The organism is Vibrio owensii CAIM 1854 = LMG 25443 (genome assembly GCF_000817815.1).
GTDB classification, from domain to species: Bacteria; Pseudomonadota; Gammaproteobacteria; order Enterobacterales; family Vibrionaceae; genus Vibrio; species Vibrio owensii.
Genome location: NZ_JPRD01000028.1, coordinates 152,267 through 176,669, shown reverse-complemented (window position 1 = coordinate 176,669; position 24,403 = coordinate 152,267). Strand labels below are relative to the sequence as shown.

Annotated in this window: 22 protein-coding genes and 2 pseudogenes; 8 read left to right on the top strand and 16 right to left on the bottom strand. The window is 43.9% G+C overall.

Translation table 11 applies throughout. The features are described from left to right. The 8 genes and pseudogenes from H735_RS16890 to H735_RS16855 form a co-directional block, all read right to left on the bottom strand. Entirely contained in the window at positions 1-1,155 is a 1,155-nt protein-coding gene (locus H735_RS16890) for an EAL domain-containing response regulator (RefSeq protein ID WP_020196313.1), read from the bottom strand. Next, complete coding sequence (locus H735_RS16885) at positions 1,148-4,798, bottom strand: ATP-binding protein (RefSeq protein ID WP_020196314.1); 3,651 nt, start codon at positions 4,796-4,798, stop codon at positions 1,148-1,150. Before H735_RS16885 ends, H735_RS16890 begins: the two co-directional genes overlap by 8 nt. Positions 4,799-5,101: 303 nt before the next feature. Continuing rightward, positions 5,102-5,818, bottom strand: a pseudogene (locus tag H735_RS16880) (diguanylate cyclase domain-containing protein); the annotation flags it as partial. Positions 5,819-6,515: 697 nt separating this feature from the next. Continuing rightward, complete coding sequence (locus H735_RS16875) at positions 6,516-6,851, bottom strand: DUF6392 family protein (RefSeq protein WP_020196316.1); 336 nt, start codon at positions 6,849-6,851, stop codon at positions 6,516-6,518. 164 nt (positions 6,852-7,015) lie between these two features. Beyond that, the gene (locus H735_RS16870; protein WP_020196317.1) at positions 7,016-7,471 is read right to left on the bottom strand and encodes a DUF6392 family protein; all 456 of its coding nucleotides are present in this window, start codon (positions 7,469-7,471) and stop codon (positions 7,016-7,018) included. Between the two features lie 685 nt (positions 7,472-8,156). Next, complete coding sequence (locus H735_RS16865; RefSeq protein WP_005376453.1) at positions 8,157-8,417, bottom strand: DUF5062 family protein; 261 nt, start codon at positions 8,415-8,417, stop codon at positions 8,157-8,159. 82 nt (positions 8,418-8,499) lie between these two features. Next, a pseudogene (locus H735_RS16860) lies at positions 8,500-9,580 on the bottom strand (threonine aldolase family protein). 248 nt (positions 9,581-9,828) lie between these two features. After that, positions 9,829-11,055 (bottom strand): DUF819 family protein, encoded by a 1,227-nt coding sequence (locus H735_RS16855; RefSeq protein WP_020196318.1) that lies wholly within the window; start codon positions 11,053-11,055, stop codon positions 9,829-9,831. A gap of 465 nt (positions 11,056-11,520) precedes the next feature. Between H735_RS16855 and H735_RS30965 the strand changes: the two genes are divergently transcribed. Together H735_RS30965 and H735_RS16850 are read left to right on the top strand one after the other, a co-directional pair. Continuing rightward, complete coding sequence (locus tag H735_RS30965) at positions 11,521-11,697, top strand: DUF6435 family protein (RefSeq protein WP_009704518.1); 177 nt, start codon at positions 11,521-11,523, stop codon at positions 11,695-11,697. Between the two features lie 290 nt (positions 11,698-11,987). Then, positions 11,988-12,626 (top strand): hypothetical protein, encoded by a 639-nt coding sequence (locus H735_RS16850; protein WP_020196319.1) that lies wholly within the window; start codon positions 11,988-11,990, stop codon positions 12,624-12,626. A 153-nt stretch (positions 12,627-12,779) separates the two neighbouring features. On the opposite strand, the gene H735_RS16845 is transcribed toward H735_RS16850, so the two are convergent. Continuing rightward, the gene (locus H735_RS16845; protein ID WP_020196320.1) at positions 12,780-13,193 is read right to left on the bottom strand and encodes a PaaI family thioesterase; all 414 of its coding nucleotides are present in this window, start codon (positions 13,191-13,193) and stop codon (positions 12,780-12,782) included. A 297-nt stretch (positions 13,194-13,490) separates the two neighbouring features. Here H735_RS16845 and H735_RS16840 point away from each other — a divergent pair, with 297 nt between their 5' ends. After that, positions 13,491-15,251: an ABC transporter ATP-binding protein/permease gene (locus H735_RS16840; RefSeq protein WP_020196321.1), complete on the top strand. Its 1,761-nt coding sequence runs from the start codon at positions 13,491-13,493 to the stop codon at positions 15,249-15,251. A gap of 157 nt (positions 15,252-15,408) precedes the next feature. Further along, positions 15,409-15,681, top strand: coding sequence for a Ni(II)/Co(II)-binding transcriptional repressor RcnR (rcnR, locus tag H735_RS16835; RefSeq protein ID WP_005440696.1), 273 nt, complete (start codon positions 15,409-15,411; stop codon positions 15,679-15,681). A gap of 9 nt (positions 15,682-15,690) precedes the next feature. Here the strand turns inward: rcnR and H735_RS16830 are convergent, their stop codons facing one another. From H735_RS16830 to H735_RS16810, 5 genes are all read right to left on the bottom strand, one after another. Next, a complete protein-coding gene (locus H735_RS16830) occupies positions 15,691-15,870 on the bottom strand; it encodes a DUF1289 domain-containing protein (RefSeq protein ID WP_020196322.1) in 180 nt (59 codons plus the stop codon). After that, positions 15,871-16,308: a hypothetical protein gene (locus H735_RS16825; protein WP_005440697.1), complete on the bottom strand. Its 438-nt coding sequence runs from the start codon at positions 16,306-16,308 to the stop codon at positions 15,871-15,873. 236 nt (positions 16,309-16,544) lie between these two features. Beyond that, positions 16,545-17,003 carry a hypothetical protein gene (locus tag H735_RS16820; RefSeq protein WP_009704523.1) on the bottom strand — a complete coding sequence of 153 codons (459 nt, stop codon included), beginning with the start codon at positions 17,001-17,003 and terminating at the stop codon, positions 16,545-16,547. Positions 17,004-17,115: 112 nt separating this feature from the next. Next, positions 17,116-17,307: a hypothetical protein gene (locus tag H735_RS16815; protein WP_009704524.1), complete on the bottom strand. Its 192-nt coding sequence runs from the start codon at positions 17,305-17,307 to the stop codon at positions 17,116-17,118. 198 nt (positions 17,308-17,505) lie between these two features. Further along, on the bottom strand, positions 17,506-18,192 hold the full coding sequence (locus H735_RS16810) for a glutathione S-transferase (protein ID WP_020196323.1): 687 nt from the start codon (positions 18,190-18,192) through the stop codon (positions 17,506-17,508). 252 nt (positions 18,193-18,444) lie between these two features. On the opposite strand from H735_RS16810, the gene H735_RS16805 reads away from it, so the two are divergent. Continuing rightward, a complete protein-coding gene (locus H735_RS16805; protein ID WP_020196324.1) occupies positions 18,445-18,837 on the top strand; it encodes a hypothetical protein in 393 nt (130 codons plus the stop codon). A gap of 17 nt (positions 18,838-18,854) precedes the next feature. Here the strand turns inward: H735_RS16805 and H735_RS16800 are convergent, their stop codons facing one another. Further along, positions 18,855-19,859, bottom strand: coding sequence for a metal-dependent hydrolase (locus tag H735_RS16800; protein WP_020196325.1), 1,005 nt, complete (start codon positions 19,857-19,859; stop codon positions 18,855-18,857). A 284-nt stretch (positions 19,860-20,143) separates the two neighbouring features. Here H735_RS16800 and H735_RS16795 point away from each other — a divergent pair, with 284 nt between their 5' ends. Beyond that, the gene (locus tag H735_RS16795) at positions 20,144-20,935 is read left to right on the top strand and encodes a CLCA_X family protein (RefSeq protein WP_020196326.1); all 792 of its coding nucleotides are present in this window, start codon (positions 20,144-20,146) and stop codon (positions 20,933-20,935) included. Positions 20,936-21,049: 114 nt separating this feature from the next. After that, a complete protein-coding gene (locus H735_RS16790; protein ID WP_020196327.1) occupies positions 21,050-22,381 on the top strand; it encodes an MFS transporter in 1,332 nt (443 codons plus the stop codon). A gap of 76 nt (positions 22,382-22,457) precedes the next feature. On the opposite strand, the gene H735_RS16785 is transcribed toward H735_RS16790, so the two are convergent. Further along, positions 22,458-23,762: a ferredoxin reductase family protein gene (locus H735_RS16785; RefSeq protein WP_020196328.1), complete on the bottom strand. Its 1,305-nt coding sequence runs from the start codon at positions 23,760-23,762 to the stop codon at positions 22,458-22,460. Positions 23,763-24,023: 261 nt separating this feature from the next. Between H735_RS16785 and H735_RS16780 the strand changes: the two genes are divergently transcribed. Continuing rightward, entirely contained in the window at positions 24,024-24,356 is a 333-nt protein-coding gene (locus tag H735_RS16780) for a PepSY domain-containing protein (protein WP_020196329.1), read from the top strand. Positions 24,357-24,403 lie beyond the last annotated feature (47 nt).

Sequence of the window (24,403 nt, the reverse complement as noted above, 5' to 3'; positions counted from 1 at the left end):
TTAATTAAATATCGTTATTGCTTCTAATGGCATAGGTTTATCGATGTAATAGCCTTGGCACACATCAACGGTATATTGGCGCATGGCCTCTAGCGTCACCTCGTCTTCCACCCCCTCTGCGACGACGCTAATGTTTAAGCTTTTTGCTAGTGCGCATATCGCTAACACTATGTTTTTCTTTTTCGGGTCATTCACTAACCCTTGAACAAATGAACGGTCGATTTTCAGCTCGTTGAAAGGCAGTTGAGCAAGCTTTTCTAACGAGGATGATCCGGTACCGAAATCATCAATACTGATCGTCACTCCATTCATTCGAAATTTAAGTAGGTTCTTATAGAGCGCTGGACTGGTTTGAAATGTGTCTCGCTCTGTTATTTCTATCGTAAATCGGTCTGGACTGATGCCATACTCCTGACAACGGGCAATAAATTGGTTCGCAAATTCCGCATCTTCTAGGTTGTCATGATCAACATTGAGCGAGACATGTTGCTTGAGCCCGCGATTTTTCATGTCGTATAACGCGTTACTAAACACTGCATCAAATAACTCTGCTGATAAGTGACAACGTTCGACAATCGAAAGGAAATGATGCGGTGCAAGCACGCCATAAATCGGATGAAACCAACGAGCAAGCGCCTCATAACCGATAATCTCTCCGGAGTTGGCATCTGCTAAAGGTTGGTAATAGTTTTTGACTTTACCCTCAGCCAATGCGAACAAAAACTCTTGGTCTTGAACGCAGATATCCTGTTGGAAATGTGTATTTTTAACCGGTTCAAGCCCTGCTCTTCTCAGCATTTCGACTACTTGGCTTTCATCGTAAGGTTTAAGTAACTTACCCAGTACTTCAAAACTGAACGTCTCGCACATAGCGCGCACAGCTGTGACGATTGTCAGCTCCATCGCACTGACCAGCACGACTTTGCCGCGATAACCAATCTGGTTAAGCATTTCCATCATGTCGATGCCATCTTTGTTTGGCATTTGCAGATCACAAAAGATAATGTCGATGTTCGTCAACTTTGCGTGTGCAATGGCTTTATCGACGTCATCATATGAGGCAACGTCTACGTCGTGACGCAGCAACATTTGCTTTAACAGCGTAATTTGCAGTGGATGGTCATCAATCACCATCGCGTTAAGTAGTTTATTCATGAGCTTTTATCCAATGTTCTGCGAGGTTGATTTCTTGTTCGATTCGGTCGATCAGGCCAGTGACATGTGATTCAAAGTCGGCGTCGCTCGCCTGCTCTGCTTCAACACACAGTTCGGCTAAGATGCTAACGCCAATGGCACCGAGTGCTCCTTTAATGCCGTGGATAATGCGTTTTTTCTCTAACTTGCTTTCTGCTTGTTTTAAGTTGGAAACGTCTTGTGTCATCGAACTCTTAAACACATTCGCAATCTCTTGCGCATCTTGCTTTCTGAACTTCTCGATCCACTCAGGCCACTTCGCCTCTTTTTCTTGACCAAGGTAAGGCAGCAGCTTCGACTTGAGTTTTTCTAAGTCATACGGCTTGTATAAGATGTCATCAATCCCGATGTTTTTGGCTCGTTCATTGGCTAAGCGAGAATCCTCAGCTGTCACGCCAATCACAGGGACCGAAGCGTGCTCAGGTGTTGCTTTAAGCTTCTTCACTAGCTCAAAGCCATCCATCTCTGGCATATGGAAATCGGTCAGCACTAAGATCACTTGATCGTCACGGTTAACGTATTGCCACGCTTCTAGCCCGTTACTGACGATCACAGCTTCGATGCCAAGCTCTCGCAGTTGCATCGTAATTACGCTTTGGTTAATCGGGTTATCTTCTGCAACCAAAACCGAACCGTGCTTCCAATAAACATCACTAAGTTTTTTAGTTTGCTTTGGCTTCAATGAACAATCTTGTGTTAACAGCGCCAAAAGTGTGTCGGGGTACTTGGCATCAGAAGGAGAAAGCTCACATTCGCGGTTTTCTCCACACACCAAATTGAGACCTTGGAATTTGCCTTGAGATGAAAACTTACCCGTCAAGCATGGCGCTACATCCGTAGACTCCATTCCCCAAACTACACACCAATCACGCACATTCGCAGGTAAGGTTGGTGAGAAGGTATAACGAATGGCCGCTTGTGGTTCGGCTTCGCAGAAAATCACGGGTAGCTTCACCACCATTGTAGTGCCTAATCCGAATTGGGAATCGATACAGAGATCCCCGCCCATGCATTCCACAAGACGGTCAACAATGCTCAAGCCCAGCCCAGTGCCACCGTACTTACGTGTGATCGTGTCATCGGCTTGCACGAACGGTTGAAGAATGCCATCAAGCTGTGTCTCCGTCATGCCGATACCTGTGTCTGCAATCTTCAGGATCAACTGCCCTTCATTCATTGCTACGCTAACGCTGATCTCACCATCGGTGGTAAATTTCACCGCGTTAGATAGTAAGTTTGTGGTGATCTGAACCAAACGCACGGCATCAACTTTCAACCAAGGATTCACAAACGGTTTGAAAGTCACACGGTAATCCAAACCTTTGCTTACGGCTTTTGGCTCGAAGCTACGCACAACATCACTGAGTGTGGTCACCACATTGGTTTTAGTCGGCGTGACTTTTAATTGACCCGCTTCAAGCTTGGAGTAGTCGAGTACCTCATCCACAAGTAGGTTCAAGTGATTGAGAGAACGTATCGCTTGGGTGATGAGTTCTTTACTAGACTCTCGATTCGTCTGACGGGTCAACAAGTCCAACAAGCCATGTGCTGCAGACAGGGGAGTTCTCAGTTCGTGGCTCATTGTCGCCAAAAAGTTTTCTCGCGCACGAACCGCAGTTTGTGCCTTCTCTTGGGCATCAATGAGCGCAAACTCTCGCTCTTTCTGCTCGGTGATGTCTTGTAAAACGGTTAAAACGAACTTCTTCTTGCTGCTCGGTGAAAGAATTGATTTGCGCTCTCGATAAACATGTTGAATACCGAGCTTACAAGCATTAGATGCCGTCGTATCCGATATACGCTTTCCAGCAATCACTTGGCGCAGTTCGCGTACGTTATCCACCAGCGGTTTCGCCCCTTTTCGGCTTTGAATCGTACAGCCTTTGCAGCGATTATTGCGGTACAAAGAACAGTTGCTCATTTGGATCTGATTATCTTCACCGTTGATAAAGACAATGCTGTTGATCTCTTGGATTATCTCCATCAGCCACTGTTTTTCTTTTTCTTCGTTGGTCGCGTTGAGCTCAGCCAGGTTCACTTTTAACTTAAGATGAGCCAGAACGAAGTAAACAATGGCAAGCAAGATGACGAACACCACCGCGACAAACAGCACGATGGTAAAGATATGCTCTTCGTCGTATCCATAGACCAAGTTGAAATTACGGTATGTACGGTTGAGTTTGTCTATCTCTTTGGCATCGATCGTGTCGATGATGCTGTCGAGGATCTTCTTTAATTTGGTGTTGTGGTTTGCTACAGCAAAAGCAATAGAAAGCGTAAGGACGTCCTTTTCACTGATAAGCAGCCCATCGATATTATCTTGCGCAATCATGCTGTGAACGATGTCGTCCGGGACATAGGCGACATCGATCTCCCCTGATTTCAAATCGCTCAGCAATTGCTTTAAATCGTCATAGCGAGTGAAACGCTCTTCTTTCCATGAATCTAGATTCACCACCCCCTGCTTCTTTAGGCTCATTAATATGCCCGATTTCGCATCATGAGGCGGATGACTGTCTACATCGAGCGCTTCAATCGCGACAAAGTTGTTGTGCATAAAAGGTTTGGTGATGAGCCAGCCTGAAGAACGCGCATGATCTACGTAGGCGACAGGAACAATGTCGGCGCTAAATGCAGTCAAACCACTGTTTAAGCTGCTGCTAGGTTTTAAATACTCAAACTTAAGTCCCGTCCTAGATTGAATGAGGTCAATAAAGTCCGGTAGGAAGCCATCTAAACGACCAGTGTGCGCATTTCTGAACAGAAACGGGAACGCCTCTTCACTACTGCTGTAAGTGATGGTCTCTTTGTTCTTGAGATCACGGCGATATTCCACCAGTAACTTGTCGTTGACGTGATAAGGATTTTTCGATGCAACAGAGCGAATGTTTTTACCATTGCGCTCCCAGCTTAGAATGCGGTCGATTCTATCGACAAGCGCTTGGTTTTCCTTAGAGGTAATAAAGCTCACATCCTCCTCGTTTAACCAACTTGGGATATCAACCGAACCATTCACAATGTCGTTCTGATCTAGATATTGGTTGATCGCGACATAAGTTGAGATCAGCGCATTTGCACGGCCAGTTCTCACCTCTTCAAATGCTTTAGCACGTGTTTGAACTTCGCGAACTTTGGTTGCGCCCATGTCTTTCAGGAACTCACAATATACGGTCCCTACCACGCATACCCATTGCAGTTCTCGAGGGTCGCGTTTGTAGTAACTGTTTTCGCGATACCAAACAGCGACGGTGCTAGAGAAGAAAGGTTCAGAGAAAATGAATCGGGCTTCACGCTCAGGGGTTTTACTAAAACCAACGGCCCCGTCAATCTTGCCACTTTCAATATCATTGAGGATATCGGGAATGTTGTCATAAGAGCGTAGAACAAGCTTGAGATTGAGAACTTTCGCAATGTTCGTCAGGTACTCTAGGTTAATACCATAGAAGGCGTTCACCTTGATGCCGGCGTTAGGGTCATCGGACATTTGTGCGATCACGCCAACCACAACGGCATCAGTTGGTTCTTCCGCAGCGAGAGAATAGTTTGAAGACGCAATTCCGATGAATGCGGCAAAAAATACAACGGTTTTTCTTAGAATGCTGAACATAACGACTTCCACAACTTGGGAGGTCAGACTAATTTGCACAGCTTAAATGTCAAACTTCGACAGTTTAAGAAATGTTTTTATATTACTGTTATTAAAAGACTTTATTCAATTTCGTCAGGACATTCTTACAAAATTATCCACCTTGGACTACAACACATTTGCGTAGACCATCTCATCATCAAAACGAAACTGTTTGCACAACAAATAAACAGCATAACGTGCGTCACAATAAACAAAAAAGTATAATTAGACACCAGCTTGTGATGAACAAAAGGCCACACTAGTTAAGTGTGGCCTTGATGATTATTCAACCAGACATGCTATTTCATTAAGACAATGAAACTGATTTTTCCCGTTATTCTTGGCTAGATACATTGCCATATCGGCTTCATTGATTTTCTCATCCAATGTCGAACCGTCTTCTCTCGACCAATAACTCACGCCGATGCTGGCAGAGATGTCACACGTTACGTCACCAAACTGAAATGGCTTGGATAAACTTTCTATGATGCGTTGTGCAATAGGCTCACAACTTGTCGCATCCCTTACAGCAATCAAAAACTCGTCACCAGCCAAACGCGAAACTAAATCTCTGCGAGCGACGCAGTTCATCAATCGTTGAGCAACGACTTTGAGCAGTTGGTCGCCTATCGCGTGACCATATTTGTCATTCACGGCTTTAAATCCATCTAAGTCGACATACAAGATATGCTGAGAAGCACCAACATCGTGCTTTTCTTGCAGACGGCGCATTGCTTTAGAGCGGTTCGCAAGCCCAGTGAGCGGGTCATGATTCGCTTGGTAGTTCAAACGCTTCAATTCAATATCAATGGTGAGATCGGTAAAGGAAACAACAAAGGCTTCTGCTCGACCCGTTTCGCTCTTCAATACACGTACTTTCAACTCACAAGGCATCACCCGCCCCTGTTGGTTTTTGAGCTCTACGTGCGTCTTGTCGTGCCCAGTTTTGAGTAATCGCAGTTTGATGGCCTTTGTTACTTCAAAAGGAGATAAAAGCTCTTAGATACTTCCATCATCAGTACCTGTTTCAAGATTTACATCTGCACCTTTACTGATAAAACGAAATATAAGATTTATTACCTTCGCCTGGAACGGGGTTAATGGAAGAGTGAACCTTGCGCAGCATGCTACTTATTCATATTCCTCAGGAACTGTATAGATTAACGTAATTTGGCTTCCGTTTACGAAAAAATAATTGCTCATGGTCCTGCCTTTAACATTCTAGGTTCCATTATTTTGCATAATTTATTCCGAATAGTGTGCCTAGTTCGTGTAATATTAAGCCTGTGAGGACATGCTTCTTTACTTTTTGTTGCTTTCAATTCTACCACATCTACACAGAGTGCAATAAAAACGTTTAGTTTTTCCATTATAAATGCATAATCTGGGTCATCGGTAAACTCTTCTTTGTTGGAGCTTTAGAGTAATATTTTTCTCAGCTCTTTTGAATCCCTCTGATTTGTTTATTGACTACCTTCAACTTCAGGTAGGTGCGCAATTAATCATACAGCGCCTCGCACTCTTCATCTGGGATCTCTTTGGGCATAGCCTTACCTCACCCAGTACTCTTATGAAACTGATTTATAATAAATACCTCAATTATGCTCGGTTCGGTAAATATTTTTCTACTTAACAGAATTACACTATTATTCAATCTTTGAAAGTCATATTCATAATAAAGTCCGCCGTTTAAATTCTAAAATCTACCCCAAGATATTGTATGACTATCTTTAAATTTTATGGTTTTGATATCTAACCCTTCATAATGATAGTAAACTAACATACCTAGGTAACTTTGACCATTATAATTAAATTGATCAACACCACCGGTAAAAATATTTATTATCTTTCTAGGCGGTTTAGAGGTAATAGGGAGGCCGAGTAATTCTAGGACATCACTTCTAACCATACTAACCTCTAGGGGACTTGGAAGCATGTTGTAAATAGTATCTATATTTAATACTTCAACACATACAAGAAGTGAGCTTTTTTTGGAAAAGATGAGAGTCAGGCCATATTTATAAATGGACACTGAAAACTCCTCAATATCATCTTGGTCAAGCTCAATATCACCCTTTAAATGCTCTCCAACTATAAAATCTTGATATGTATATGTGCCAATTCGCTCTATAAAAATAATGCTTCCATTAACATTTCAAACCCAATAGCTCAAGACTATAGATCTATAAAATTTATTCAACGTTCCTCTCCCCAACTAACCTTAGAGGCCGGCATAAAGATTAACCCGTCAATCACTTCACTTTCATAAGTATGATAAATTAAAACTGATAAGTTTTGTTCATCAGACCAACTGTATTGTTCTATCCAACCTGTTTGTATACCGAGAGCTTTCCTAGGTGGTAAAGAGTTAATAGGATCTCCAAAAAAAGATTGTACTTGAGAGCGGTTCATAACATTATTAAATGGTTCGGAAGGTATAAAAATCTTCCCACTTAGATCATTAATCTCGACGGAAAACAACAAGTTTGATTTTCGATTGAATTCAAAGATCAAGTCGTCATCACTGACGCTTATTTTCCTATAGTTGAGAGAATCTTCATAAATCTTATAATTTTCATTACTCAAATTCTCTTTAATGAAATTATCGTACTTCTGTTTATCAATCTGGATAATGACGTTGGAAGAATCCATTAATACACTTTCCTTTTTACTATCAGTCGTTCCATGAAGACGTTATAAATAATTAAAAAAACGGCTCAAAGTGGATATTTTACTTAAAAACTATAATTAGTTAAGTTTTTATAGAATCACTTTTGCAATTCCGAAAATTTATTCTCACCAACTTACGCATAAACAAAACCTATAAATAGCCGAAGTCATCAATACAAAACATTGTTGCGGGTTGCCACTGGTCACCCCTTATGAAACCGATCCCGGTAAGATTTGCCGCTTTAAGAGCATCAAGCACTGTTTCACGAAATAGATATAGTAGCGGTACTACAAATGATAGGATTAACTTACCAAAGCAGCCAACCGGAAATCTTCATCAAGAAAAATTCATTCTTCTATTGTACAATAAAATAACTTAACGATTCGCACTTTTTTGCAGGCAGAACCTCTGAAGTATTGGTCATTATGCAGCTAAGTCCGTCCATTTAGCTCGATGAAATAGGGTCTTACACCCTGCTCCCTTTTAGTCATTATTAAACACTGCTTTCCCTCTTCTTCACTGAATCGATTTAAACTTAAGTAACATTATTGCCTTACTTCCGAGTAAGTAAGCCCTACTCGCAAAGACCAAATTTAAAAAGGCGAACCATTTAATTCGCCTTGATAGTGAGTGACAACAGTGACGACCGACACATTGTGATGATGTCTACTTTAGAGGGTCGTTGTCTGGCAATGCGCTGTGTATCCAGACTGCCAGTCGGTGTTTGATGCTTGCGCCGTCTAGCTTGCTTTCCGGTAGTGGTGTGATCTGTTTTGCATCGACCAAGAATAGGTAAATCGCTTTTACTCTTAGAGGTTGTGGTGACTGTGGAAGGTCAAAACCTTGTAGCTTCGCCATCTTCCCACCAATCTCTAGTGCCTTCTTAACCAGTTTGTCTTCATTGTGAAGCTTGGAGCTTTTTGACATTGATAAATCCTCTTCTTCGCTTCAATTAAGAATACATGAAGTGTAACGTATCGCGTGTTAGTAAGCTCGCATATTGATAAGTTTATGCGTTATTACTGAGTAACTGATTGAAAAATGACCTTAATTCGTCATCACCAAGATTGAGCAGGTAGTCGCCAACATACCATTCAACAATGGATTGATTTGGATGTGCCTTGACCTGTGGGTTACCAAACCAAATGCCCTTTTCCGTGGCAAACGTGTGTTGGAGTTCTTTCAACTCTTCACAGCTAAATGGCAGGATAAGATGCAATATGTTTGCTTGAGGCTGAGTAGGTCTTACCGCCAAAGATGGGAACTCTTCAATGATCTTGTAGATCTGTTTTGTTCGCTCAAACAGAGCCGGCATTTGTGACAACCTTTCATCAAACTGCATTGCCGCAGACACCACATAAGGTGTTCTGTGATACAGGTTGCCACCTTGTCGCTTCATCCACATTGAAGCCAGTTCAATGAACGACTTTGAGCCAAGCAACATAGACCCGCTCATGCCGTTGATGCCTTTGTAAAGTGAAACATAGGTCGTATCAAAACCAGCGGCGATCTCGCGGTATTCTTTCTGATAATAAGCCGCGGTTTCCCATAGTCTTGCACCATCCATGTGAAGATGAATATCATTTTCGGCGCAGTACGCTTTGATTTCTTCCAGTTCTTGCCATGAAGGTAGCTGACCGCCAATTTCACGCATCGGGAGTTCATAAAGAACGGCTGCGATTTCATCCGGCCACGCAGTGAGATCCTCAAGCTTCCATGTTTGGTAAGGGTTCCCTACTGGCAAAATACTAAAACGATGTTGAAGCTGATAGCCTTGTTTTTCATGCACAGGAATATGGCTAGATGCATGCATGCATGGCGACAATAGGATTACGCTTTTGTCTTGTAACGATTTCGAGCACTGTTGGCTGTGTTATCGTCGCTGTCACAACAAAAAGCCCCGCCTCGTAACCCAGCAGATCGGCAACCTTTTGCTCGAACGCTTGAATCGTTTCTCCATCGCCGTAGACATCGTGATTCACGTTGTTTTCTTCACACCACTTTGCCATTTTCGCAAAGTGTTCGGCTGGAGAGTCTTCTTTATTACCAGGGAGATGGGTATGACAAAGCTGTTTTAGGTGGGCACTCATTGTTCTGTCCTTTGAATCAAAGTTTCAACAATGTAACTTGTTAAAACGGAGGCGTAAACTGCATTTTCGCAATGTATTTTCTGCGTATGCTTCAGAAGATTATTTCTATAACCGACGCAAATAAATGTCGCTAAATCACCGATACCATTACTAATTAATCCAAGCAAACTAGATACAAAAAGTCCGGCATGGTTGCTCCTATGCCGGACTTTTCTTTAGGTATCGTTAGGTTGAATTGCGAGGTTAAATTATTGACCCGCAGCCAACTGCATTAGTAGACCACTGATGTAGGCGCCGTATGTACCTAATGCATAACCAAGAACGGCCATTAGAATACCAACCGGCGCTAGTGCTGGGTGGAATGCTGCCGCAACAACAGGCGCAGATGCCGCACCACCAACGTTCGCTTGGCTACCTACCGCCATAAAGAACAGTGGCGCACGAATCAGTTTCGCAACGACAATCATTAATACAGCATGGATGGTTAACCAAACGATGCCGATAAAGAAGTAACCTGGGTTATCGAAGATTGCCGTGACGTCCATCTGCATACCAATCGTTGCAACAAGGATGTAGATGAAGGTTGAACCTACTTTGGATGCCCCACCGTGCTCAAGACTGCGTGTCGATTTAAAGCAAGAAGCAACAAGCGCAAATGTTGTTACCAATACGATTAGCCAGAAGAACCCCGAAGTCAGGCTGTATTTCGCCAGTTCTGGAGCGTTAGTCGAAATCCACGGTGCAATCATATCGGCAAAGTAATGTGCAAGACCGGTTAGACCAAACGCAATTGAAGCGATCTTAACAAGGTCGGTTGTTGTGGTTGGGCGATCGTTTTCTTCTTGGTACTTAGAAACGGTTTCTTTTAGCTCTTCGATTGACGATGTATCCGCTTTAAGCCATGCGTCTACCTTCTTCTGACGGCCAACCATAATCAATAAGATTGCCATCCAAACGTTGGCACAAATAACGTCAACCGTAATCATTGCCGAGAACAGTTCGTCGTTCACCTCGAAAACTTCTTTCATTGCGGCTTGGTTTGCACCGCCACCGATCCAAGAACCAGCAACCGTGGTTAGGCCACGCCATACATCACCAGAAACGAGATCTGGAGAAACTTGATCGATAATCAGAACCGCCAAAGGACCACCGATGATAATCCCTGCCGTACCGGTCAAGAACATGATGACCGCTTTCGGGCCAAGACCAATGATTTTGTGAAGATCAGCAGAGATGATCAAAAGCACCAACGCTGCTGGTAATAGGTAACGGCTTGCTACGAAGTACAGTTTAGAGTTCGACGCATCAATGATACCGAAACTGTTTAGCAATGAAGGAACAAAGTAACAGAGTAAAAGACCCGGAATGATCGAATAGAATCTTTTTAGTGCGCTGTTTTGGCTGCTTTCCGTGATAAAGATAGCGCCGAGAATGACAGCGAGCATGCCCATGATTACCGCATCATTAGAAATCATTATAGTTCTTCCTTTAAGTTGAGCGTAAAAGTCTATTTTTTGAGGGGACGAACCATACCGACAACGCACCAATGTTACAAGGTGTAACAACGGAAACATTTTGAAATACTCTTACAACATCACATCCTTCATCTTTGAAGCCTTTATTTTCATGACCTGACCGTTATTTACTATTGACTCAAAAAATATATCCCCTCATTTCGCCAATAGTGCTCTGTAGTTCATATGTAAAATAACGATATAAACAACAAACAATTAGCCACATGAATTCAGATAAGTTTTTGTATGGCAAAGTGAGTCAAAATTGTCCCAAACGCCCTCCCATCAATGAGTCGAAAACCGTCATCTTTGGCGACAGATTGAACAAAAGAAAGACGTAACAAAACAATAGTGCGGTTTTGATGGTTTGAACCAAAAGCAGACAAAACGCGTAATAAAGGGAGGTTCTAAGTAAAGGATTTATTTATGTTTTCTTTCTTCAAAAACAATTCAGTCAAGAAACTCAAAAAACGCCACTCAATGCTGCTTGAACAAGCGATGCAAGCCCAAAGACGAGGCGATATACGTACCTACTCTCTATTAACTGCGGAGGCGGAAGAGCTTTTCGAACAGATAAAAACGGCCCACAAACCCCAAAGTTGAGGTACTAACTGAGTTTGATGCTCGATTTAGGTCAAAGCGCTAAGCAATGAAACGATGAAGGTGAACGGTTCGGTTCACCTTTCTGTTATTGAATGGCGAAGCGACAATCTCTTTTTGCTAACGGGCGACTTCATCAACATAACCAGTGCTTACTTCCGAGCAATATCATGTTCTCGTGATGAAAGAAGAAGAAATTTCATTGGATTCGATATGTTCATATATGCTTATGCCTGTGAACTATAATCAATAAGATTCCACACATTCTATAAATAACAACAAAGGACTGTGTTATGCCACAAACGTTAGATCAGGCTGTTCAGGTTTTAGACCGAGATTTAGAGGAGTTTTTACTTCGCTTCCCACTATCCATTACCAGCGCGGGCCAATCGAAAGGTGCTATGAGGTTTTACTTGTATAGCCATGGCGATACCGCTTTCGGGATAAATCAGGGGGTAAAGATGAAGGAGATGCGTTTCCGCCTTGGTCCAAAATCGTTAGTTAAAAACGCGAAAGCACTTCAATGTATTCATATCCCCGTTTCTCCTTTTGAACAACTTAAACCCGACTCCATTTCTAAAGTCACCCATTATGATGCTGCTGACTACTTGGTAACCACTCAATTGACCGGTTGTACCTTTGCAATCCGTAAAGGAAAAGGAGGCGGGCTTGAGTTTTTGCATGTTCAGCCAAAGGGGGACTTTAACGGCATGGAAGTACAACGTGCTGTCCAGAAGGAGTTCCAAGTCTCTTTTGGTAGAGGATCTGGCACGGACAATACAACTTATGGTGAAAATACTCGGGTTACGGTAATGGGCGCGCGAACCAATGGCCTATGGGTCGTCTATGCTCAATATCAAGACTCGAGTGGCAGTGTGACAAAAGTAGACTGTATTTATAAAGAACCAAGCTCCGTGGCGTATGTGGATTAACTGCATCGCTGTTTAGGTTCTTTACTCACTACGCCAATAGCAAAGAATGTGAGTTGACCAAATAGGTTGACTCACTTCCCTTTCCCTTCCGTAACAACCTTTCCTTTTAAACTCTTCTCGTGGCTCACTGCTGTACTCAAAAAGTAAGCAATATTAGACCTCAACAGCCTGCTGCATAAACTTGGCTTCAGCCTTTGAGTAGCACTGCTCACCAACATAGATTTCGCTTTCTAGCAAATACATGCCTCGCTTACTCTTGATGCAATGCGCTTCCACTCGGATTGAACTATTGAGAGGGATAGGTTTGATAAAGCGCACCTCCAGCTTAGCCGTCATTGCGCAGATATCTTGGGCGAAAAGACAGTGTGTCATAGCAGTATCGTGCAGCGCACTGATGGCACCGCCTTGCATCACGCCTTGATAGCCTTGAACCTTTTCTGTCGGCACGATTTGTCCTTGCACGCCACCACTCGGCATTGCCGTAAATTGAATCGTATCGTGCGCGTTGAAAAACGGCTGGCAGCAGACTGCGCAATGTTGGTGGTTTCTAGGAGCATGAATAGACATAAAGACCTCTGAGTTTGAGATTGTCTGTGGAACAAAACAGAATGAGTAAAGAGAACAAAGAAAAGAAGCGTTAGACTTGGCGAGCGACTGACATGGTGAATTCCTTTATCTATTTGAGGCATTCACTTTATGCCCTGTAATTAGCATATGCCAATAACAAAAAGTGAGAAATTAGGTTCCATCGAGCTGAATGCCTTGCCAGAAGGATCACTCTGTTATCGAAACTGACTCACCACTGGTTTCACGTACCAAAGTCGCTTACTATGCCAAGTACCTATAACGCTTTGTGAGCCACTCATGAGCAGTAAAAATAATAAAAATCTCGGCATTCTTCTTAAACTCAACACCTTCGTTTCACCTTATAAATGGCGCGTTGCTGCTGCCTTAGTTGCCCTTATCGCCACAGCTAGCCTAACGCTGTCCGTCGGTTACGGCGTGCGCATTCTTATAGACCAAGGCTTTGCTCAGCAATCGCTGCAAGAACTCACCAATGCGATTCAATTTATCGTCGGTGTGACGCTGTGTATCGCGGTGGGGACGTTCTTCCGTTTCTATCTGGTTTCTTCCGTGGGCGAACGCGTCAGCGCAGACATTCGTCTTGCGGTGTTTAACCATGTGATTACGCTGCATCCTAGTTATTTTGAGACCAATAGTAGCGGCGATATTATGTCTCGCCTCACGACAGATACGACGCTGCTGCAAAGCATTATTGGGTCGTCGTTTTCTATGGCGATGCGCAGCGCGCTTATGTGTATTGGTGCGATCATCATGTTGTTCGCAACCAACTTTAAGCTCACTTTGATTGTGCTGGCTTCTGTGCCGTTCGTACTGGTTCCTATTTTGGTTTATGGAAGACGAGTACGTGCCCTATCACGCCAAAGCCAAGACACCATGGCCGACGTCGGCAGCTACGCAGGTGAAGCGATTGAGCACATCAAAACGGTTCAAAGCTTTAGCTCAGAGCAGCATGAACGCGCGGCGTTTGCTGTCGAGGTAGAAAAAGCTTATGAAGTTGGCAGACAGCGAGTAAAACAGCGCGCGATTCTGATTTCTGGCGTTATCGTTATCGTGTTCAGCGCCATTGCTGGCATGCTTTGGGTTGGTGGCAGTGATGTGATTCACGGCAAAATGTCTGCTGGCGATCTAGCGGCATTTGTGTTCTACGCCATCATGGTTGCGTCTTCTATGGCAACGATTTCCGAAGTCATGGGGGAACTACAAAGAGCCGCCGGCGCAACAGAAAGGCTGATTGAGATCCTTCAAGTAGAAAGCGACATCAGCGCACCAAGCAATCACCTTCCTATCACCGATGATATGCCAGCGGAAGTGACGTTTGATTCAGTGAACTTCAACTACCCTTCTCGCCCCGACCAACCCGCTATCAAAGGGTTAAACCTGACTGCAGAGAAAGGTAAGGTGTTGGCTTTAGTTGGCCCTTCTGGCGCTGGTAAAACGACTTTATTCGAATTGCTGCAACGCTTCTACGACCCGCAACAAGGCCAAGTATTGTTTGGTGGAGAAGACATTCGACAGTTCGACCCGAATGATCTTCGCCGTCAAATGGCATTGGTTCCGCAGCAACCCGCTCTGTTTAGCCACGATGTGTTCCACAACATTCGCTACGGCAACCCAAACGCGACTGACGAGCAAGTGATTGAAGCAGCGAAGAAAGCACACGCGCATGAGTTTATTGAGAAGCTACCCGACGGTTACCATAGCTTTTTGGGTGAACGTGGCGTGAGATTATCTGGCGGTCAAAAACAACGTATCGCAATTGCTCGTGCGATTCTGAAAGATCCAAAAATCCTTTTGCTTGATGAAGCCACCAGCGCACTGGACAGTGAAAGTGAGCACCATGTTCAACAAGCACTTGAAGCATTGATGAAAGACCGCACGACTCTGATCATTGCTCACCGACTTTCAACCATCCAACACGCTGATAAAATAGCGGTGCTAGACGGCGGCGAGTTGATTGATCTTGGCAACCACCAGTCGCTAATGCAAAGCTGCGAACTCTATCAGCGCCTCGTCGCGTTGCAGTTTAAGCACCTAGAGTAACCTTCCATAAAGCCCGCTGAAACTAGCGGGCTTTGTTTTAAAACAATTCATCGCAAATATACTCCCCGTTAGTATAAACACTACCCCCCAGTATAAATTCGGTGCTACATTACCGACTAACTCCTCTCTCCTGCCAATTACATTGAGTACAGATGCTATGTCACATACAGCCAAAGATAAGAAAAAGCTAACGGCCCGAGTCAGCAAGATACAAGGTCAGGTTAATGGTCTTAAGAAAATGTTGGATGAAGAGCAAGAGTGCCAGGACGTATTGCAGCAGATCGCCGCGATTCGAGGCGCGGTAAACGGTTTGATGAAAGAGGTCATCAAAGGTCATTTACATGAGCACCTTGTTCTAGAAGAAAGCAAAGAACAGCGAGAAGCAGATATGGACGTGGTGATTAAAGTTATCGACTCATACATTAAATAAAGCCCAGTATTACTGAGCTTTCATTTGAGACATTCTCTTTTGCAGATCTTTTTTGAGCGCATTGATGGCGTAAGGCTTCATCGACTTCCAAGTCTTACATTCTTCTCGCGTTCTTCCGCACCCAGCGCACCACCCTTTGCTATGGGAGAAATCACATACATCGATACAAGGGCTTTTCTGCTTTTTCATTTATAACCTATCCAGCACTTTGTCGATGCTTGCTTCTAGCGCACGCAGTCGGTTGAATTCTTCAAACAAACGTTGTTCTAGGTTTTTAAAGTTGAGCGGCAGGGTTCGCTGGCAAATGCCATAGCTGTTATCCAGTGTCTTATACCCTTTCCAACCAGCAATACGGCTCCCTTCTAGCTCTTTGAATTGACGTACAAATTCAGCTTGAGATGGACAGTCTTCTTCCGCATGCATACAAATCGGAAAGGCTTTTTGCTTCACTTGAGGCCCTTCGATATACGTTTCGAAATGCACACCACCTTGGTTTTCGTTGAACCAGTTTTGCTTATACAGCTGCAGGTACTCTCCTCGGTTGTAAATTTCCCAACCATCTTCAAACCAATTCGCGTTTTGCAGCATTTTTTCTAGGTTACGAAAAACACCCTTTACGTCTTTCATACAGTGACACTTCCCAGTGAGTTATGTTTTTAAAAACTATACTCCCCTCCAGTATATAATACTACCCCCTAGTATATGTGGTTATTTGGGCGGGATGCGGGAGAAAGAGTAATGGCGTTATTTATAACTCCAAGGAAACAAATCCAACATGCAGCTTTAAGCCACTTAAAAATACAAACGAAAAAGGCGAACCAGTTGGCTCGCCTTTCATGCTGTACTTTTATCCCTAGTAGGACTTAGCCTTCTGGGTTTTCCTTCGCGTTGATTTCCGCGTACGTGTGCAGAAGCTCTGTTAGCGTCTTCACCCATGCGAATACGTCTGTCGGTGTGTTTTGTAGCAGCTTTTCTACTTGCTCACAGTGTGTTTCAAGCGTGATTGCTTCTTCTAGACGGAATGAAATTGCGTAGAAGTGCCAAAGCACAAGACGCGTCATACGTTCGCTGTTTTGCTTCGCGTTGTCCGAATCATCAAACGCTTGCTGAATTTCACTTAGTGCGATTGCGGTCATGCGTAACATCGCATCTAGGCGCGCTGACAACATGCGGTCTTCACTGTCTACTTCTTCTTGGTCAAAGGTAAACAGTTCGTTCATCACATCTTCTGGCACCATTTTACTGATCATGCGAGCGCTAAACTCTTCCAGTTCATGGCGCGGCATAGTCACAAGACAATCGAATGTGTAATCACGAAGCATAAAATCACTCTACATCTGTTATTAACTTTTAATTTGCGCATTCTAAGGGCTGTGATTTCAATTACCACTTTTTATTTGTTTCGATGTGCAGATAAAGTCTAGTAGCAGCGAGTTACTCTGAAGATTTGCTTTTCTGGAAGTACTGAACCACTTTCCAGATCAGGAAACCTGCGACACCGACAAGCAACACAGAACGAAGAAGAATGGGCGCATCGTGTTCAAGTTGGCTTGCGTGAGGGACAATACTTGCAAATAACCGACTGGTAAAAAGTAGCCCCATCACCAACATAACAATCTTGTTCATACACGCTACCTTTTAAGTTCAAGCACTGCGCACCAAACGCAGCTATCGAGTTGTTTGCGAAATAAGAGCCTTGGCCCTGAGTGAACTTAAAAGGATGCGCGTCGTAGGTGTGGTCGTCAATGGATGAGGCAGTAAGCTAATATTGCAAATGTGAAGATGTGCTAGATGATTCCGCCCAAATAGCCTTAAGAGCAGCGCTTAATTGCCAAAGTATTGCTCCTCCCGAGCGTCTAACCACAAGTCATAGTTTTTCATCACTTTGGAAAACTGAGGACTTTGAATATAACCATTCAGCCACGCTTTTAGTTTTGGGTAAGGACTTTGCCTAAACCACTGTTTATCGATGCGGGCGTACTTACGGATGAAAGGCAGAATAGCAATATCGACCAGACTTTCTCGTTCCGAAAACAAAAAGGAGTGCTGCGTTAAAAGAAACTCCAACTTGATGAGCTCCCTTTCACACTCTTTACGCAGTTCATCTGCATTATCTTCATGGTAACGCTTCGCACAACCAAAGGCGTTCATCGCGAGTACAAAGTGCGATTCAAACTCTCCAATCACTTCGAGCATTTTAGGCAATGCTTCTGGATGACTGCTATTCAAAAGATCCTGCGGATCACACTCAGAAAGCGCCCAAACCATAATGTCTAAGCTTTCTTCAAGTATCTGTTTTTGCTGTGTAGTCTCCATTTGAGAACGGTTGGGAATCACTAATACTGGCACACTGCCCTTCGGCGATACCTCTAGCATTTCTGATGGCTTGTTATCGAGCTTGATAGAACGAATAAGCACACGTTGCTGAGCTTTGAGCAACGCAAATCTTGCACGAATCGCGTAGGGGCAATTGTGCAAAGAATAAAGAATGGGTGCCGTACCGTTCGTCATATTTGGTTCCATCAAGCCGTGGCCTTTGCTTCTATCTATTACTGTCTCTTCTTACTATTTTACTTTCTAACTCTTTCAATTTCAGAGTAGCAAGTTCTGCTTTTTCTATTCCATATAGAAATCATGAATCTTCATTTGAAATCACATAACTTTCAAAAAGAGGAAATCAATTTGGAAAAAGTTCACCGCATTTTGTGGTGCAAGCTGTGGTTAAAATTACTGTGAAATCCAGTAATACAAAGCAACGCCATTATGAACAACGACGCGAAACAACTCTTTCATTACCTCTGTAACCAATACGATGAGTTATCTAAGGACTTCGAATCTCGCCCTTTCCCTGAGTTTTCAGAAACCATTACTCACCCGTTGGGTTACTGCTTTGTCCGTTGTCCTGTGGGGAGTCAGCGCTTTTCCATTGTGTCGATCAACCTTGATCCTTCGGTCCGTGGCCAAGGGGTTTTAACGGCGTTTATCAACTACGTAAGAAACAACCCGTATCACTATCAAGGTGTTGAAGTTGCCATCATTGAAAACAAGAACCTAGCGAAAAGCCTGCTGTCTCTTGGATGGGAATACAAATCCTTGTTTAGCAAACTTTTCTTCTCCAAAAAGCCAACATTGATTAAAGACTTTCAATGCGCTTAATTACTCTTGAGTCACACTCAGTCGCTGCCTTTCAGCATATCGATAAATGCTTGTCTTGATTCTTGCGAAGTGTCTCGATGTGTTGTGTAGGCCACATGGGTGTTTTCATCAGCAGATTGAGAAAGCTCAATGCCCCACAAAGCTTTTATCTCGTTTGGAACCATTGAGTAACGCACGTCTATAATGCGCTTTTCATCGTCCGGATCACGCGCGACAAAGCCATCAGAGAACCAACGAAATCGCTCAATATCTAAGGCCTGCTGCGATGTTGAGCTTAACCAAGGGAAGTCTTTCCCGATGTCCAGTTTGGCAACCGATTCTCCAGTATAGATTTTGGTCGCAGCCCCTACTCTTATGGCGTCTACATAGTATCGACCTTCAGTCTCGTAGATGACTTTCCAAACCAAACTATTCGCGAACGTAGGTTTGGCCTCTAATCGCACTGGAGCATGTTGCCTTGCTTGTGCAAGCTCCCATCCTGCTTCTTCTGCTCTGTCTCTTTGAATCATGCCGAACGTAAGATAAGCAAACGCCCAAACTATCGCGATTCGTGCATACCAAGGGTTACGTTTCAGCAAAACAAACACGACGCCTGTTAAAACAGGAAGCGTGAATGCAGGGTCAATAACAGAAACGGTATTCCACGCATACCGCTCGTTGGTAAACGGCCACAAAAGTTGAGTTCCGTAACTGGTACACGCATCCAATAACCCGTGTGTACCGTAGCCGAGCGCACAATACCACCAGCTTTGTGTGAACGATAAACCAAGCTTTTTGGCAAAAACGGGATGTAAAACCAAAGCGCAGAGTAAGCTGCCAATAGGAATAAACAACAATGAGTGGGTGAACTGTCGGTGATATTCCAAAAACAGCAGCGGATCATTGAAAGAGCGAATCAGTATGTCCAAATCTGGTGCCATACCGGCGAGCATTCCAAGGACACCTGCCGCCACCAAGTGTTGTTTTTTGCTTACTGATAGAGACAATGACGCCCCAACCAACCCTTGCGTTAACGGGTCCACGGCGAAATCTCCCAATCATGCTTAAAAACCAGAAATGTTTGCCACATAAAATATCCGTATTTCGATGACTCGAACCCATTGATTGGAATCACATCAAAGCTATTGAAAATCAAAGCGAATAAAACAAGTGTTAGTTTTAGTGTAGATGGATTGGACAAGTTCGCGAGCCTGCGTAAAACGAGATAGGACGAAATCTCCGACTCTGCCTTCTATTGCGGTATAATCTGACGTCTTATGTTTTGAGTATAAGTTTCCACTCCTTCAGCACCACTTCGAGGCATGTCTTGCAGTTAACCAGTTTTAAATACAAAACGCGTAAAGGCCCTGATTATCGCCATGGCGACCAGGTGTCGTTTGTCGACATCAAAGAAACATTTGGCATCGGCGGAATTCGTATTGGTAAGTGGGTGAACAAAGAAGAAAAAGACCTCGCAGCAAACTTAATATTCGATTCTCTCGCAGACTTAGCGTACATCCTTGCGCTACCGCCTTCGGCGATTGGACTTCGTGGTAATTTGAACCTTGCTTTTGGTACTGGTGGCCGCAAAGGGGTTCAAGCACATTACGCACCAAATCAACGTGAATTAGCCTTAGCAAAGAATGCTGGTGCAGGTGCGCTTGCTCATGAGTTTTGGCATGCGTTCGATCATTACATTGCCGAGAAAGCTTTCGACATTGGCGATCGTTCGGGGCCGCAGCGCCAAATCTTATTTGCGAGTGATTGCTGGCTGAAAAATGCCGATCATTTCCCGCATCCACTCAACGAGCGATTACTGAAGATTTTTGACGCCACATTGCTCACGCCAGACGGACAAGATAGACATGACTATGTATCCCGAAGTGTAAAAGCAGACCAAGCGATGGGGTCGAGCTACTTTTCACAACCCACCGAAATGATGGCACGAGCATTTGAAGCCGTTGTGGAGTCTTGTTCTGGTATTGAAAACGCATACCTAGTTTCTGGCACAACAAAGGCCGACACCCTGCCTCTTTACCCAGATATCGCACACAGAAACGCGATATACGAAGCGCTTCAAGCGTACTTTCGTCCACTGGGTGACGCGTTGAGTCGTTAACTAAGGAATAGCGACTATTCAGAAAAATCTCGCGATTTCAAAGCACAAACCTTTCCCATCAATCTAAAAAAGGTTTATACATAACGTTATGTTATTCATATTGCTGAATGTTTCATGACGCTGAAAGAAATCCTTAAAATCCGTAACGTTCGCTGCTTCCTCATGTTCCGAAGCAGTTACTTTGCGCGCTTCTATTACCCCGTATTCACGCTGCTCTATTTGGATTACGGATTGACGCTGTCTCAATTCGCCATGCTCAATGTTGTTTGGGCAGCGACGATTGTACTTGCGGAAGTCCCTTCCGGCGCTTTTGCCGATACCTTAGGGCGAAAACGACTGGTGGTGCTGTCGTCCATCGTCATGTTCATCGAAATCGCAATGATCGCCTTTGTCCCTACAGGGAATCCCACTTTTGTTTTCGTTGTGTTTTTGATTAACCGGGTGCTGAGCGGCTTAGCAATGGCGTTAGCAAGTGGCGCAGATGAGGCGTTGGCTTACGACACATTAAAGGAACAAGGTAAGGAAGAGCTGTGGCCGAGAGTGTTACAGATTCAACTTCGTATTGCGTCTAGCGTGGGTATCGTCGTTACGCTTATGGGTGCTGCCATGTACGACGTCAACTTTATGGCCAACGTGTATCAGTTCCTTGGATTCGACAAACCAGAAACCACACAAGACATCATGCGCATCCCTGTTTACGCGACTTTGTTTGTTGCGTTGATCGCCATCTACGCCGCATTCAGCATGAGAGAAGAGAAAAAGGTCATACCAAGCAGTGAAAGCAAGTTGGCTTCAACCATGGCCAGCATGAAGCTCACACTCAACACCGCCAAGTGGGTATTGTCTACGCCTTACGTACTGTTCATTCTGCTCTACTACAGTTTGTTCGAGCACACTTCACGAATGTTTTTGACCATGAACAGTCAGTACTATCGTGCGATTGATATTCCAATTATCTACTTTGGTTTAATCGGCGCTGGCATTAGCCTCTTGCAGATTGTCTTAGCTGGCCAAAGCCGCCGTTTGGCAGAGAGTATGGCACCGAAGACGTTCATTCTAGTCATGGGCGTGGCAACAATGGCGACCTACTATTGGATAAGCTTAGGTTGGTCAATTTACGGGGTGATTCCTGCGCTGATTCTGATCTTTATTATCATGACGATGAACATTTTCATCAGCTACCACTTAAACAAGAAAACAGAATCTCACAACCGAGCGACAGTATTAAGCTTCAAAGGTTTGATGTTTAACTTGGGTTACGGCTTGATAGGTATGCTCTATGCCTACTACTACAAGTTACTCTCGCAAAACTACACCGAAGCGCAAATAGAACAACACATCGACTTTATCGCATCGCTGTCTTCGTTCTTCTACTATTTCACGTTCTTGTTCATCGCTATCAGCGTCTATTTCTATATCAAAGATAAAAAACAGGCGATCTTCTAAGCCCTTGCAGCAAAAACAAAATAAGGCGAGCCATTTGGTTCGCCTTATTCATTATTGGCCCGAATTTCAGTTAGTTCTATCTAAACTCAAACAACTCTCGATGGAATGACTTGGCTGGTAGACCGATATTGATAAATGCTTTCTCAAGCGTCTTACCCAGCTCGGAAGGCCCACAAAACCACACACTGCTGCTCTCCACATTTGCTATGCGCTCAATGAGCTCCGTGTTGGTGAAACGCCCTTCTTCACTTGTATTTCTAATGTATAGCTTAACGCCCGCTTCCTTTGCTCTGTGTTGTAATTCATCCAGAAGCACCTTGTCCTCTTCTCGATAGCTGTAGAAAAGCGTTACAGACTTTGCTCTACCTATCGCTTCAATAGCGGTTAAAAATGGCGCGATGCCGATGCCTGCTGCAAACCAAATTTGTTGCTCTGTATCATCTTGGAAATTGAAACATCCGTATGGGCCTTCGATCTGAGCCGATTGCCCGATTTCAAGCGTTTTCATCAATGAACGCGTGTAATCACCATTGGCTTTGATTAGTAATCGCACCTGGCCGTTTTCGTTATGAGCTGACGCCAAACTAAATGGATGTGGCCGTTCTTTATCGTCAAATCCGATGAATGCAAACTGACCCGGCTGATACTTAAACTGAGGCTCAAGTACTTTAAGCACCACTTCAATTCCGCCGTTGATTGATTTGATACGACTAACCTTGGCGGGATAACGTTTCTTCTTACCATTCAAACCTAAGATAGTAATCAAGCATCCTACCGTTGCTAAACCGCTGACCAACAGAAGGATAGCTCCGGTAACGGTTAACCATAGGCTTACATCAAAGAACATCACCATATGCAGCACTAAAAGCAGGTAAAGATATGGAAAGACTTTATGAGTGAGCTGAAAGACGTTATGTTTGAACTTCTTAATCCACGCAATCAAAACAAAAGCCGCGGACAGATAGAAACCATATTCGCCAATCAACTGCGCCTGATCACCCAAGGCATCAATCAGCTTCCAAAACGGAAAGGTTTCATTCTTTGGCTCGACATAACCAAAATCCATCGCGAAATCATCACTTAAAAATGCCCCCCAGTGAAACAAAGCAAAAAACACCGCCGATATCCCTAGGTATTTGTGCAGACGATATTGCTTATCTAATCCGCCTAGCAAGCGTTCCAACGGCCAATGCTTCACAGATAGAATCACGCACAATGACATCAAGATCATTGATACGATACCGCTGTAGTTGACCAAATAAGTGCGCACCTGCCAAAACATTGGCCACTCAACTGTCGGCGTGCCTATTTGCAGCACCGAGTAAGGGATAAGTAAAGCAACGAATACAATGCCAAAGTTGAGCATCAAATTTCTGTTCATACGACGACTTCAATCCATCATGGTTTTAACTGTCGCCAAACTACCAATAGAAATGTGAAAAACTTGTATAGCCCTAGCGCCCCACGTTTCCAGAATCGACCGTCCCTTTTTACACCAAGCCCCCGAAGTAACAAAAGCGCGTGTTTTAGGATGAATACCGCTCAAAAAGCATATTCACATTTCTTTTACGTCACCACCTACACTATGGAGACGCCAACGAAAGAATTCTCTCTGGTGAGATGAGAGCTTAAGGAGAAACCAATGAAAACGTTAATCTTATGTTCGGCCTTGACCGTATTTGGTGTATTGAGCCTTCCAAGTTACGCCGCGTCCGACGCAAAAATCATTAGCCAAGAAGAAGCCATTAAATCCGCGCTTGGCGCTTTAGATGTTGAAGTGCTTGGCATTCGCCATGACGAACCAGATACGCAATGGGATGTCTTCGTTAAGAAAGGTGACAAAGCTTATGAAGTTGAGGTTGATGCTTTAACAGGAAAAATCGTCGCGGCTGAAGAAGAAAGCCTTGCAGAGATCCAAGCAGAGTTATCTGGCGATCTATCTCATGAAGGCGTTATCGGTGATGTAGATAAGTAGATAGCTAAAAATGAAAAAGGCGGCACTGTGGCCGCCTGTATCTGTAT